Annotated in this window: 13 protein-coding genes; 3 read left to right on the top strand and 10 right to left on the bottom strand. The window is 41.6% G+C overall.

The window, feature by feature from the left end:
- Positions 1–2: 2 nt before the first annotated feature.
- Both lepA and FBQ94_RS10010 read right to left on the bottom strand, forming a co-directional pair.
- Positions 3–1,799 (bottom strand): translation elongation factor 4, encoded by a 1,797-nt coding sequence (gene lepA / locus FBQ94_RS10015; protein WP_007223341.1) that lies wholly within the window; start codon positions 1,797–1,799, stop codon positions 3–5.
- A complete protein-coding gene (locus FBQ94_RS10010; protein WP_083849339.1) occupies positions 1,766–2,740 on the bottom strand; it encodes an ROK family protein in 975 nt (324 codons plus the stop codon). The genes lepA and FBQ94_RS10010 overlap by 34 nt, the downstream gene beginning before the upstream one ends.
- A gap of 251 nt (positions 2,741–2,991) precedes the next feature.
- Here FBQ94_RS10010 and FBQ94_RS10005 point away from each other — a divergent pair, with 251 nt between their 5' ends.
- The 3 genes from FBQ94_RS10005 (at position 2,992) to FBQ94_RS09995 (ending at position 6,206) form a co-directional block, all read left to right on the top strand.
- Positions 2,992–3,885, top strand: a complete 894-nt coding sequence (locus FBQ94_RS10005) for a 2-oxoacid:acceptor oxidoreductase family protein (RefSeq protein ID WP_007223339.1) — start codon at positions 2,992–2,994, stop codon at positions 3,883–3,885.
- Positions 3,886–3,959: 74 nt separating this feature from the next.
- A complete protein-coding gene (locus tag FBQ94_RS10000; protein ID WP_040544643.1) occupies positions 3,960–5,222 on the top strand; it encodes a pyruvate synthase in 1,263 nt (420 codons plus the stop codon).
- Positions 5,223–5,243: 21 nt separating this feature from the next.
- Complete coding sequence (locus FBQ94_RS09995) at positions 5,244–6,206, top strand: thiamine pyrophosphate-dependent enzyme (RefSeq protein ID WP_007223337.1); 963 nt, start codon at positions 5,244–5,246, stop codon at positions 6,204–6,206.
- A 243-nt stretch (positions 6,207–6,449) separates the two neighbouring features.
- Here the strand turns inward: FBQ94_RS09995 and FBQ94_RS09990 are convergent, their stop codons facing one another.
- From FBQ94_RS09990 to FBQ94_RS09955, 8 genes are all read right to left on the bottom strand, one after another.
- Positions 6,450–7,082: an XTP/dITP diphosphatase gene (locus FBQ94_RS09990; protein WP_007223336.1), complete on the bottom strand. Its 633-nt coding sequence runs from the start codon at positions 7,080–7,082 to the stop codon at positions 6,450–6,452.
- Positions 7,079–7,807 (bottom strand): ribonuclease PH, encoded by a 729-nt coding sequence (rph, locus tag FBQ94_RS09985; protein WP_007223335.1) that lies wholly within the window; start codon positions 7,805–7,807, stop codon positions 7,079–7,081. Before rph ends, FBQ94_RS09990 begins: the two co-directional genes overlap by 4 nt.
- Positions 7,808–7,947: 140 nt before the next feature.
- Positions 7,948–8,871 carry an ornithine carbamoyltransferase gene (gene argF, locus FBQ94_RS09980; protein WP_007223334.1) on the bottom strand — a complete coding sequence of 308 codons (924 nt, stop codon included), beginning with the start codon at positions 8,869–8,871 and terminating at the stop codon, positions 7,948–7,950.
- Positions 8,872–8,889: 18 nt separating this feature from the next.
- Positions 8,890–10,071 carry an aspartate aminotransferase family protein gene (locus FBQ94_RS09975; protein ID WP_007223333.1) on the bottom strand — a complete coding sequence of 394 codons (1,182 nt, stop codon included), beginning with the start codon at positions 10,069–10,071 and terminating at the stop codon, positions 8,890–8,892.
- 129 nt (positions 10,072–10,200) lie between these two features.
- Positions 10,201–11,112, bottom strand: a complete 912-nt coding sequence (locus FBQ94_RS09970) for an MlaD family protein (RefSeq protein ID WP_007223332.1) — start codon at positions 11,110–11,112, stop codon at positions 10,201–10,203.
- Positions 11,113–11,292: 180 nt separating this feature from the next.
- On the bottom strand, positions 11,293–12,048 hold the full coding sequence (locus tag FBQ94_RS09965) for an ABC transporter ATP-binding protein (protein ID WP_007223331.1): 756 nt from the start codon (positions 12,046–12,048) through the stop codon (positions 11,293–11,295).
- Complete coding sequence (locus FBQ94_RS09960; protein ID WP_007223330.1) at positions 12,039–12,809, bottom strand: MlaE family ABC transporter permease; 771 nt, start codon at positions 12,807–12,809, stop codon at positions 12,039–12,041. Before FBQ94_RS09960 ends, FBQ94_RS09965 begins: the two co-directional genes overlap by 10 nt.
- Before the next feature lie 36 nt (positions 12,810–12,845).
- A complete protein-coding gene (locus FBQ94_RS09955; RefSeq protein ID WP_007223329.1) occupies positions 12,846–14,330 on the bottom strand; it encodes a hypothetical protein in 1,485 nt (494 codons plus the stop codon).
- Positions 14,331–14,568: the final 238 nt, after the last annotated feature.

The raw sequence follows: 14,568 nt of genomic DNA, 5'->3' as shown, positions 1-14,568 counted from the left end.
TGTTATTCATCAACAGACAATACCGATAAAAATGCTTTTTGTGGAATTTCTACGTTACCTACGGATTTCATCCTCTTTTTACCTTCTTTCTGTTTTTCCAAAAGCTTTCGTTTCCTGGTAATATCACCACCATAACACTTAGCGGTAACATTCTTTGCAATCGGGCGGATTGATTCTCTTGCAATAATCCTGCTTCCTATTGCTGCCTGCAGTACGACCTCGAAGAGGTGCCGTGAAATCTCATTCTTGAGTTTTTTTACTAATTTTCGGCCTTTCATGTCTGCATCCTTTCTATGCACGATTGTCGAAAGGGCGTCTACCCGTTTTCCAGATACAAGGATGTCCAATTTTACAAGATCTGCGTGCTCGTATCCGATAAAATCGTAGTCCAATGTTCCATAACCTCTGGTGGCAGATTTCATCTTGTCAAAGAAATCAAAAATGATTTCAGATAAGGGGAGTTCATAGGTAAGAATTGCGCGTTTTTCACTCAGATATTCAGTGCCTTTGTATTTTCCTCTGCGCGCCTCGGCCAGTTGCATAATGGCTCCTAAGTATTCAGTTGGCAAGACAAAGCTGGCGCGTACTATCGGCTCCCGAAATTCCTCAATTTCATTTACTGGAGGTACTTTTTCGGGATTATCAACCTTAACTATCTCTTTATTTATTTTTAATATCTCATAGGTTACGTTTGGTGCAGTTTGTACTATATTAATGTTGCTCTCGCGTTCCAGGCGTTCCTGGACAATTTCCATATGCAAAAGCCCAAGGAATCCGCATCTGAACCCGAATCCGAGGGCTTGTGATGTTTCCGGCTCAAAGGTAAATGACGAATCGTTCAGGCTCAGTCGCTCTAATGCTTCGCGAAGCAGATGAAAATCGGCATTATTTGCCGGGTAAATACCACAATATACCATGGGTATCGGCGGCCGGTATCCTGGCAATGCTTCTGCCGCTCTTTCTCTCGCATGAGTAACCGTATCTCCTACCTTGACGTCCCGGATGGATTTAATATTAGCAATGCAATAGCCTACTTCCCCGGCGGAAAGGCCGTCTTTGGCTACCATTTTGGGTTTGAATACACCTACCTCTTCCACCTTAAAAGAACGGTTTGTTTTCATCATATATATCTCATCACCCACCTTGATAGAACCATCAAAGATGCGGAGGTAAATAATAACACCACGATATTCATCGTATACCGAATCAAAGATCAGCGCCTTTAATGGCGCATCTGAGCTATCTTTTGGCGGCGGGATATGTTTGATAATGGCGTCAAAGATTTCGTCAATACCAGCTCCTGTCTTTGCGCTAACCATGAATGCTTCTTCCGGAGAAATGCCTAACGTTTTTTCCATTTCGGTAAGCACATCGTAGGGCCGGGATTGTGGCAGATCGATCTTACTGATAACCGGGATAATTGCCAAATTGTGTTCCATCGCAAGATAGGCGTTCGCAACAGTCTGGGCCTCTACGCCCTGTGAGGCATCCACGAGAAGAAGAGCGCCTTCGCAGGCGCCCAGGCTTCTGGAGACTTCATAACTAAAATCTACATGGCCTGGCGTATCTATGAGGTTTAAATTATACTCCTGACCGTTCCTTACAAGTTTTAGTGCAACCGCACTTGCCTTAATGGTGATGCCGCGTTCGCGTTCCAAATCCATATCATCAAGCATCTGGTGACGAAACTCTCTGGAGGTAATAGTATGTGTCTTTTCCAGAAGACGATCTGCCAGGGTAGATTTTCCATGGTCAATATGTGCAATTATACAGAAATTTCTAATTCTTTCAGTAGACATCCTGCCGCTCCAATAATTCCCGCATCATTTCCAAGTTGTGAAAATACAATTTTTGTATCTTTATACGAGGCCTCGAAGGCCTTTTGCTTTGTTAACTGTCTGACGGGCTCCATCAGTAATTCTCCCGAAGCTGCCATTCCTCCCGCTAATACAATTACCTCGGGATTTACTATATGCATAATATTTACAAGGGCAATACCGAGGTACTGTCCTGTTTCTTTGATAATATCCAAAGATGCTTTATCGCCCTGTAAGGCTGCATCATTGATCATCTTTGCCGTTATTTCATCTGAATTTTTGAGTAATGATACGGCACCGCTCTTTAATAACTCCTTAAAACGCCGCACCATGGCCGTAGCCGAGGCATATGCCTCGATACATCCGTAGTTGCCACAATTGCATTTTCTTCCGTCCTTCTGAATTACCATATGGCCAATTTCACCAGCCACGTTATTAGCGCCGCGCCAAAGTTTGTTATCTATAATAATGCCGCCTCCGATACCTGTACCAAGAGTTATCATTACTACTGAACTGGCTTCCCGGGCTGCCCCTACCCACTTCTCACCCCATGCGGCTGCGTTCGCATCATTTTCCAGCACACAGGGAACAACAAACCGTTTTGTTATCATTTCTTTAATGGGTATATTACGCCATTGTGGTAAGTTTGGTGAAAATAGAATAGTTTCACCTCTTTTATCAATGAGGCCGGGAGAGCCAAGCCCGATACCCACAATATCGGATGTTTTTACCTGAGCTATCATGATAATATCATGAATGAGTTTAAATATTTGGTCGGAAATTGTTTGAGGATCGGCATTATAATGAGTTTTTATTGAGAGCCTGGAGTGAATTTTCCCTTTTTTATCTACAATACCTGCCTTTAAATTCGTACCTCCCAGGTCAACGCCAATAACGTAGTTACTCATGTTACCAATCCTCATGAATCCGCACTCTTTTATTTATTTTACACAAGCTAAAAATTCTAACAAAAGTATTGTTTTAAGTCAACTTATATACAGGTATAGAGGATAGCAGGCATTAAGTAATAGAAAATCTTACATTTTGATTTCTCAAACCATAAAACAATTCCTTGCCTGTCTATGGATGATTTTATACAATAAATGACTATGAACATTTCTATTTTCATGAGTCGCTGTCAAAGGCAGCTTAAATGTAACAATAGGGTTTTTACGTGCTTAGATTAAGATTTCATGGCAGGGGTGGTCAGGGGGCAAAGATCGCGAGCAGGATCCTTGGCACTGCTGCTTTTTTTGAAGGGTACTGTGCCCAGGACTTTCCGCTCTATGGTGCAGAACGGAGAGGTGCGCCGATATCTGCCTTCACCCGCATATCGAAAGAACCCATTCTGGAGCGTGGTGTAATAGCAGAACCAGATAGTGTGTTTGTGCTGGATGAAACCCTCCTTGACGATCCCCATGCGCATCCTTTATCAGGGCTTGAAGAGCATGGTATTGTTTTTGTTAATACCGCTCGCAGTGCAGCAGAATTGAAGGATACGTATAAAATTCCTGTGCACGTTATTACCTTAGATATAACAAAAATCAGCTTAAAGATGCTGGGGAAACCTATTCTTAGCGCCCTGGCAGGAGGAATTGCCGCAAGGATTGTTAATCTTGGAGAAGATTCCCTAAAAAAGTCCATTGAAAAGGAACTGTCGGAGATTGTAACAGAGAAAGAGTTTTTACTCAAGAACAAAGAAGCATCACAGTACTGTTTTCATGCTATAAAGCCTGTCGAAATAAAGATTGCTAAAGGTATTCACAAAGCAAACCCAGTTATCGCAGTTCCTTTTGAAACAGCCCTTATTTCTAGTCCTGCCATATATGCTACGGGAAATACCCCTTTACGGAAAACAGGTAACTGGAGGGTATTTAAGCCTGTCTGGAACTACGATATCTGTACTAAATGTATGGTCTGTGTAGTCCGATGTCCCGATGCCTGTATTTCTGTGAATGAGAATGGCTATCCATATACTGATTACGATAATTGTAAAGGATGTATGATATGTGTTGAGGAATGTCCGGTAAAAGCAATAGAGAGCGTGCGGGAAGTCCGTGCGTGGTAAGTTTATATACTCATTATTTTTGTGAAAGACAAGAACCATCTGACTGAAATTTACCTGGGGAAGTTATTGTGGCAATGATAAAGGAAATGCTTACAGGTAATGCTGCGGTTGCCTGGGGTGTTAGATTGGCAGAAGTTGATTATATTCCCGCATATCCGATAACACCGCAGACAGAGATTATTGAGACGCTGGCAAGGTGGATATCCAATGGAGATATGGATGCCAGGTTTGTAACCCTGGACTCGGAGCATTCCATGATTACAGCAGCGGGCGCTGCTTCTGCTACAGGGGTGAGGGTCTTTACGGCAACATCGAGTCAGGGACTGCTGTATGGATTTGAGATGCTCTATACGGTAGCAGGATGGCGCGTTCCTCTGGTAATGGTAAATGTATCAAGGGCTTTATCCTCCCCGATAACCCTTGAACCTGATCATAATGATATCCTTGCTGCAAGGGATGCCGGATTTTTACAGATCCACTGTGAGACCTGTCAGGAGGTGTTAGATTCGGTCTTGATAGCATACCGGTTAGCAGAGGATGAGCGTGTCCTTTTGCCAGTACTTGTTAATATGGATGGGTTTCACCTCTCCTTTACGAGAGAACCGGTAGAGGCGCCTGATAGAGAACAGGTGGTAAGGTTCCTGCCGCCATATCAACCTAAACACGCATTTTTCAAGGCAAGTCAACCAATGGCACAGGGAACGGCAGTTATTGGCGGTTCCGGATATTCTTATTTTAAATATCAGATGCATTTGGCTAGTATGGGCGCATTAGATGTTTATAGAGAGGTATCAGAAGAGTTCGGGAGGCTTTTTGGGAGAAGTTACAATACTACTGAAGGCTATATGACCGATGATGCGGAATATATTCTGATCATGACCAACTCATTTTCAACCCTTGGGAAGGCCGCTGTAAAGAGGGCGCGGGAAAAAGGTGTTAAAGCCGGGCTTTTGAGGTTGAGACTTCTAAGACCGTTCCCGGAATTGTGCATAAAGGGGGCGATAAGAAAAGCAAAAGCTGTAGCTATTGTAGACCAGAATATCAGTGTAGGGAAGGGCGGTATCTTGTATTCAGAAATTTCCAGCGTCATGTATAATGAAAAAGAACGACCTCTCTTGTTGTCGTTTATTGGCGGGCTTGGAGGAAAAACTCTTAGTTCTGAGGAGTTTGAGTTTATCTTTGACCGTATGATTGAGGCGGTCGGTACAGGAGCAGGTAAAGTTCCTTACCTTCTTTATACAGAAATGGAATGGAAGGAGATGAAGAAATTGAAGAACGTTGCCGGGAAGGGGACTGAAAACGATAATAATTATCACGGAGAAACGCGCAATACATAGAACACGGAAAGAATACTATATTTGTTCCTTAAATTTATGAATATAACAACGATAAAATCCATAAAAGATATTCCTCAAGAGGAAAACCTTTCTCCAGGCACTCCTACCTGTGCAGGATGTGGAGGGCTTTTATCCCTGAGGCATTGTTTGAAGGTATTGGGGGAAAATATTGTTGTCGTAAACGCCGCAGGCTGTTTTACTTTACTTGCTGTTTATCCGTTTACCCCTTTTAAAAGTTCCTGGCTTTACACAGCAATGGCCTGTGCTCCGGCCGGAGCGCAAGGTATAAGAGACGCCCTGGATATACTGATAAGGAAGGGGCGGCTTGATTTGAAAGAAAATGTAAAGGTAGTTGTATTGACAGGTGACGGAGTTGCTTACGATATCGGTCTTGCATCCACATCGGGAGCCCTCTACCGTAACCTCGATTTTTATTATATATGCTCTGATAACGAGGCGTATGGAAACACAGGTTTCCAATCGTCCGGAGCAACACCCTTTGCATCAAAGACCGGAACTACACCGATAGGGAGAATAAGCCCAACAGGGTTAGAACTTCCGAAGAAGAATCTCTTTGAGATATGGAGGAGCCATACACCACCCTATCTTGCTACCATTTCTCCCGCTCATCCTGTTGACCTGATCAATAAGTTTAAAAAAGCAGAGCAGTATAAGGGACCAAAACTCTTCATAAACCTTTCTCCTTGTCCTGCCGGATGGGTAACAGATCCATCACATTCTGCTAAATTTGCAAGGTTAGCTGTCGATACAGGTATCTGGGCTTTAAAAGAGGCAATCTACGGTGAAGTAAAGCATACGGTTGTTCCGAAAAGTTTTAGGCCTGTTGAAGAATATTTAAAGGGACAAGGGAGATTTGCGCATCTTTTTAAGCCTGTAAGACAAGAGGAGACACTCAAGAGAGTACAAGAAATGGTTGATCAGTACTGGGATAATGCTCGTAGCAGTGAATCACGAAAGAGATAATCCATCGTTTAAAGCAAGCTCATCCTAACGTTGAATAAAATAGAATGCACGAACAAAAATCATCTCTGCTTAAAGCTTGCAGGGATAAGGTTTATCCATGCCACTCTGTCTCTTGACGGAAATAAGAGATAGGAGCAATGTGAGCTTGTGCAGAAAGATATAACCGTACCAAATGTTTCAGTTCAATCGGGGACGATTGCTTTATCTGTAGTAAAAAATATAAGTTGAGCAGGTATAAGATACCTATATTTTCCGAATCAGAGGCATTATCCGCTCTTTAAATTGCTTTAATGCATCCGCACGGTGGCTAATCATATTCTTAATTGAAGAGTGCAGTTCTCCAAAGGTTTGATGGTATTGAGGTACATAAAAAATAGGGTCGTATCCAAATCCTCTTTTTCCTTTTGGTTCTTCGGTAATGAAACCCTCACAACGGCCTTCTACCACAAAGAATAATTCGTGTGGACTTGCAAGGGCAATAGTACAGACAAACCTTGCCGTACGCCTTTCTTTTGGCACTCCCTTTAATTCTGATAATACTTTTTCTCTATTCTTTTCGTCGGTAGCATTTGGACCGGCGTACCTGCATGAGAAGACGCCAGGACGGCCATTGAGCGCATCAATCTGAAGTCCGGAATCATCTGCCATTACCCATGTATTACAGGCCTTTGCCAAAATGGTTGCTTTTTTCACTGCGTTTTCCTGAAAGGTATTTTTGTCTTCTTCTACCGTTGGAAGAAAAGGAAAATCCTCAATATCCCGAAATAAAATTCCGGGAATGTTTTTAAGGATATCCAGGATCTCTATTCTCTTATTTTTATTTTGTGTAGCAATGAGTATAGTTTTTTTATGAATATCGTTTGTAATTGATGTCATATTTCCACTCTCTCTTCTAATACCTTTTTTTGAATTTCAGTAATCTTGCAAATACCTTTTTTTGCCATCTTCAACATTTCAGCCAATTGTTCATCGTCAAAGGAATATTCTTCCCCAGTACCTTGAATTTCAATAAATTTACCCTTACCGGTCATTACAATATTCATGTCAACCTGAGCAGCAGCATCTTCTGCATAACAGAGGTCTAAGAGAACCACGTTATTTACAATTCCCACACTTACCGCAGCAATACTGCTCAAGACAGGATTTTCCTGAATCATGTTTTTACCTTTTAACCATTGAATAGCGTCCATTAATGCTATATAACTACCCGTAATGGCTGCAGTGCGTGTGCCTCCATCTGCCTGGATGACATCACAATCGATCCATATCGTTCGCTCTTTCAATACAGCAAGATCGATAATAGAACGTAACGAACGGCCAATGAACCTTTGGATTTCATGTGTTCTGCCAATTACTTTTCCTTTGGTAGATTCCCTGGGAACCCTGACGGGGGTGGACCCCGGGAGCAATGAATATTCTGCTGTAATCCAGCCTTCACCGGTGTTTTTTATATGCGGAGGAACACTTTCTTCAACCGATGCGCTACAGAGAACCTTGGTATTTCCTGTTTCAATCAGTACAGAACCAGGCGCGTATTTCGTAAAGCGCCTTTTCATGGTTATTGGACGTAACTCATCTTGTTCACGGTTATCGACTCTCATATTAGAAATATCTCATCTCTCTATCTTTCATAAATTCTCTGTACGAAATCCAATTCGTACTCCAAAGCATTTCAGAGAACAACCTGCCGATGGTTTATTATTTTTCATGAAATTTCTTGTAGTTCCATGATAAACTCCTCTTATCTGCGCAGCAGGAGCTTCAAAAGCGCCTTTTCCAGATGAAGTCTGTTTTCAGCCTGATCATATACAATAGAATGCTGACCATCAATAACTTCATCAGTTATTTCTTCTCCCCGATGAGCCGGCAGGCAATGCATTACCTTGACATCGTCTTTTGCCACCTTTAAAAGATCACTATTGATTTGAAAGCCCTTAAAGGCTTGTTTTCGTATTTGCGCTTCAGCTTCTTGCCCCATGCTAACCCAGGTATCTGTATAGAGTATATTCGCATTCTCAGCAGCTTCTTTGGGGTCCTGGTAGAGATGCAGTATATCGCTCCTATCGGTCATCTGTTTCACTTGAGAAGTAAAATCTGATGTAAGCTCATATCCTTTTGGAGAGGCAATATGGAACGGGATACCAAGCTTTGCACTGATCTGTGCCAGAGAGCGTGCAACATTATTCCCATCCCCGATAAAGACTATCTTTATATTGGTATAGGCGCCAAATTTTTCCTGAATAGTATACAGATCACTGAGCGCCTGGCATGGATGAAGATAATCCGATAAAGCATTAATAACAGGTACGGTAGCATACCGGGCAAGTTCCTGAATTACTTCCTGACTAAAGGTGCGGATAACAATGCCATCTACATATCGTGATAGCACCCTGGCGCCGTCTTTTACCGTCTCCCTTTTTCCCAGATTGATATCATTTTGGGTCAGATAGATAGGATGACCACCGAGTTGTACCATTGCTACTTCAAAAGAAACGCGCGTGCGCATGGAACTCTTCTCGAAAATCATCCCCAGGGTTTTTCCACTCAGGCACTTTTCATCATACCCCTTACTGTGCCATTCTTTTAACTCTCTGGTAACGCTAAATATTTCCTCAATATCGGATGGTGTAAGTTCTGCGATTGAAATTAAATCCTTACATTTCATGGATATTCTCTCACTAAATTAAGGTTTAGAAAGAACCGTTTTTAAAATATTTAGCCCTTCATCAATATGCTGTTTTTTAACGTTAAGTGGCGGCATAAATCGAATAACTTTATCATGGGTACAATTGAGGAACAAACCTGCCTGGATACATTTTTTAATGAGGTCTGCGCCATTCACCGTGAGTTCAATTCCGATCATGAGACCTATACCGCGAACTTCACGGATAATTCCCTGCGTCTTCTGAAGGGATTTTAATTGCTCTACGGAATAGCTTCCCATTTCTTTTGCATTATTGAGCAAGTTTTCTTTTTCTATTGTTTCAAACACTGCTATTGCTGCTGCGCATGCCAGCGGATTTCCCCCAAACGTAGAAGCATGGCTGCCGGGGACAAGACTTTTTGCAATCTCTTTTCCGGCTACCATAGCTCCAATGGCTACACCGCCGCCAAGCGCCTTTGCCAGCGACATAATATCCGGTTCTATGCCGTAATGCTGATAGGCAAAATATTTTCCAGTCCTGCCCATACCACATTGTACCTCATCAAGGATAAGCAACAATCCTTTCTCGTTACACAGTTTTCTCACACCTTGCAGAAAATCTTTGGTAGCGATATTAATTCCGCCTTCGCCCTGAATCGGTTCCAGCATAATGGCACAGGTCTTATCATCTACTGATTTTTTTAATGCTTCCAGATCATTAAAAGGAACATAGGAAAATCCTTCGACGAGTGGCGCAAAGCCCTTATGATACTTCGGCTGTGCGGTTGCGGTAACCGTAGCGATTGTCCTGCCGTGAAATGAATCGGCAAACGTGATTATTTTATATTTTCCTGTATGAGAATTATGGATACGGGCAAGTTTAATTGCTGCCTCATTAGCTTCAGCTCCGCTGTTGCAAAAGAAGCACTGCCCTCCAAAAGATTTTTCTGATATGTGCTTTGCCAGTAAACCCTGTGGTTCTGTGTAATAAATATTCGGGGCATGTTGTAATTTGGCAGCCTGACGTTGAATAGCCTCTACAACATGAGGGTGGCAGTGACCAAGTAAGCTTACTGCCCAGCCTGAGAAGAGGTCAAGATAGCGTTTGCCTTCTGCATCCCACACATCGACACCGCTACCTTTCTCTAAGAGAATAGGGTTCCGAATATAATTCGGAATAACGTACTTGTCATACACTTCTTTTATCTCTTGTGTGTTCATATTTTATTCTTTACATCCCCTCGAAAATGAAAAGGGGGATTGAAATTTTCAATGGGCTTCAATCCCCAATGGTACAATTATACAATATTCATTATGAGATACAATAGTCTTATAGAAATATATACACCATTAAAAGGCGCTGAAAACAATACTTCCAAAGGCGCCAACGGGAATTTGCTCGCGATAGCTTTGTATTGTTTCTCTCATATCACTCAATAATTTTTTCACTTCTACATACAGTTCATCATTGGTAAGCATTTTAGATAAGGAACCTTCGCCCTGCTCTATCTTTTTAAGGAGATTCTTTACACTTTCCGAAGCCTCAGAAAGTCTTGACAGGGTATTATTGATAGTTTGTTCATTATTCGCAAGTACCCTTTGAGTAGTATCCACAGCAGATTCTATTTTGTTGCTGAGTGTTGTATCAACGATTAGTTTGCCCAATGTCCCTTGTCCTGAATTAATTTTTTCAGTGATGTTAAGCGTAGAATCCAGCAGTTTATTCAATTTAATGTTTGCTTTATCCAATGATTTTCCGGCGACCTTGAATGAATCAAAGACTTCTTTGGTTCCTTCAAAGGATGCAGAAATGTTTTGCACACTTGCCAGTGCACTATCCACTTTCGCTAACATATCAGCAAGGCTCGGTGATTCAATAGTTTTTATTATTTCACCAGCATTATATGCTGGATTAGAGACCGATGCAAGGGTAATGTTTACATGGCTTTTTCCGAGTAAGAAATCGGAGATAATCGACGCTTCCGATCCTTTCCGGACTACGATATCTTCTTGAATAGATATGACGACCTTAATCATATCACCTTCAACCGTAACACTTTTCACATGTCCAACCTTTGTGCCTGCCAGGGTAACATCATTTTGAGCCTCTAAACCTCTGGCTTCTTTGAAATAGGCTATAAGATCGTAGTAGTTGCCCCATTTCCTGAATGTCTCCAGGCGGAAGGTTAAAAGGGCGAGTATCGCTATGCCAATGATAAAGAATATGCCTACCTTAGTAGCGGAGATTGATGTTGATTCCATATTACATTCCTCCAAAGTTTAAAGGTAATTAATGAAAGAAATGTCCTCATAGGATTCTTGTCTTTTTCAGGATAAACACAAGGTTCGTTTCTGCAAAGAATATTCTGCAGGAAATCCTCTCTGGTTAGCTTGATGCATATGAGGAGCCAGGCTAAAGCCTTGCCCTGCATTTTCAATGGTTTATGTTTGTACACTTTTATGTCGGGTAATAAATTGAATAACGTAATCGTTGCTACTGCGCCTGATAGATTCCGGACTTCCTTCCTCAATGATCTTCCCCTGATAAAGCATGCAAATGTGATCACCAATATAAAACGCCGATTCCATATCGTGAGTTACAACAACTGCGGTCATTTTAAATTTCTGTTTTAATTCGAGGATAAGCTCATCAATATTTCCGGCCATAATCGGGTCAAGACCAGCTGTCGGCTCATCATACAGCACAACCTCCGGACTCATAGCTAGGGCGCGGGCAATGCCGACCCTTTTTTTCATTCCTCCGCTGAGCTCGCCCGGCAAACTGTTATATTTATGTTCCATTTTTACGAGTTTTAATTTTTCTATAACAATCTCGTTAATTTCCTTTTTTGAAAACCGGTGTTGTTCTTTGAGTCCTAATCCGACATTTTCAGCAACGGTAAGTGAATTTAGTAATGCAGCAGATTGAAATACCATAGCGAACCGGCTTCTGATGGTATCTAACGCAGGGCCTTTTTGTGTTGTAATATCTACACCCCGTATGAATATCTTCCCGGAATCCGGACTGATTAATCCAATAATGTGTTTTAGCAGGACGCTTTTTCCTGTTCCACTGCCGCCCATAATCACCGTCGTCTCACTTGCCCGTATCTGTAAATCGAGATCCTTTAATACCTGAAAGTTGCGAAAGGATTTATTGAGTTTCTGTATATCGATTTCAATAGCGTTTACAGCCATAATCTTGTGATAAAATAATTCAATATATATATGGTAACAAATGAACAGACCACAGATCTCGTTGTTGCTTCACCCACACCTGCAGCCCCTCCTTTAGCCTCCAAACCATAACGGCATCCTATAATGGCTATCGTAGCGCCAAAAACCGCTGCCTTTGTCAGTCCCTTAATAATATCAATAAATTGCAGGCTTTCTGCCATACGATCAAAATATATTTTTGCAGGGATGTGGAAATAGGTCGCAGCTACAGATGCACCGCCCAGAATACCTATCACATCTGCATAGACAACGAGAACAGGCAGCATACATAAACAAGCCAGGAAACGGGGCATAGCGAGATATCCTACCGGATTAATGCCCAGGGTCTTCAGTGCGTCTACCTCTTCTGATACCGTCATGGTGCCGATTTCTGCGGTAATTGCAGCGCCAATCCTGCCCGCGAGTAAGAGCGCTGTGAGTACCGGCCCTAATTCCCTTGCCATTGCGATGGGGACGATGGCGCCCAGAGATTCTGCCATACCGAATTTTTCCAGAGTATAACCAGTTTGAAGCACCATAACCATTCCCACAAAGAGCGAAGTAAAGGTGGCGATTGGTAACGTGTTAACCCCCATTTTTACCATAAAGTGGAAAATCTTGTCTACATTCCTGAAGGTATGTTTAGACCAATAGATGGTGCTGGCAAGAAGTTGGAGTAATTCACCTGTCAATTGAAATAAGGTAAGCGCTTTTATCCCTATATATGCTATTGGATTTGCCATGATATGAAAATTCCTCTTTATCGAAAATCTTCTTCCTTATTGTTCTATGGTTACCTTCTCATTTTTCGCCGTAAGAGTCAAAGGTATTTTTACGAGATACAACAGCTTAATATATCGGTCTGTTTCTTTTTTCTTATATTGAAAGATATTGCAGAAGAGAGAGAAACAGGTAATGTTGTTATTTTTATTTTTATAGAGAGAGAAAAAGGGTGCCATCTCCAGATAGGAAAGTCGCTCACTGTTTTCTGTATGATAGAGCCTCCACAACAGGCGTGTTGTTTTTCTCCCGGATGTCTTATCATTTCTCCGTTCATACATATGAAAGAACGATTTCCAGTTTCTTTCCCATGATTCATCATCTAAGAATGGATAGAGAGAGAATACTTCAAAATTTGTGGAATGATCAGGCTCTTTTTCTCGTTTATAAAAAGGCCAGATTTGTCTTAGTCCGGTGTATTTTTCCTCATGAATCAGATATTCATCACGTTTCCAGTAAAAAGGCAGAAACCGTACGGTATCTGTCTTTCTGGAATCACCCGTTTCATAGTGAAGTAACCAGAACAAGGGATAAGCAAACGATACGGTTTCTGAATTACGTTTGCGGTCAATATTCCAAAATGGTAAGAAGGTATTTTTATTCCTTTCCTTACCCTTTATCCTTGTCGCAATGGGAAACGGATAATCCCATCGTTCAAGCCCTCTCTGCTTGTCATCTACATGATTAAAGAGTGGCCATAAAATTGATTGGGAATCAGATACAGGAGATTTTTCTGAGATATAGAACGGAATAGTACCCCATCCTTCATATCTTCCAACGTTTTCTATCTCTGCATTGACATACGTGTACAGCGGCCACATGATAAAGCCCTTTTCAAACGATCTTTCCTTCTCGTGTTTTCCATAAAAAGGCCATACTTTATAACCGTACTCATCGCCTTTTGTGGATTGAGAATAATTAAAAATTGGCCAGATAATATTCCACGAATGGCGATCACCTTTTATAACCTCTGTATAGATAGGCCACAGGATAAATTGTATCTTGTCGCGATTAAACCGATGGTGAAATGTGCCATACAAGGGAAATATGGCAAAGTCTTTGTCCTTCCCGTTTTGAGTCCTGCTAAAAAAGACAGGGAAAAAGGTTCTCTCCTTTTCCGGAGTCTCACCGCTGGTATCTTTTGTATATGAATAGAATGGAAAGGACTTTGTATAAGTCCTGTTACCGGCGTGTACGGTATAGTTGAGAGGCCAGAGAAACTCTGATTTCTTATACTTTTCTTTCGGTATTTTTTTTACACTGTAGACGGGTCTAAAGCAGAATACCCTTGCATCCTTATCCTTGTGCCAACCGACGACGGGATAGAATGCCTCAATCTCCTTTTCACCTGTATCCGTATCTTTATTATAATAAAAAATTGGCCAAAAGTTTATATCCGGATCATAGTCTTCTGCATGTATATACGATAACGCAAAAAACAGGGTAGTTGATATCATGGAAAGCAGGACGCATTTTTGAACCATCCATATCCTTTCTTTATGAGGATTGTTACGAGATAAGAATTAATTTCATAATTCCTTAATCTTGCTGGTTAAAAAATTTGTAACTACTCAAAATACGGCGCAAAATAGAGGTAGGGGAGAACCTTGTGTTCGCCCTGATTATGGAAAAGTGCAGAGGCTTTAGGGTTTGCACAAAGTATGGGCAAACACAAAGTTCGCCCATACTATGATCCGACAGTATTTGGAGTAACTACGAGAA

The organism is Candidatus Jettenia sp. AMX1, from assembly GCF_030263775.1.
Lineage (GTDB): Bacteria > Planctomycetota > Brocadiia > Brocadiales > Brocadiaceae > Jettenia > Jettenia caeni.
The sequence above is the reverse complement of the archived record's forward strand: the minus strand, read 5'-3'. Positions and strand labels throughout refer to the sequence as shown.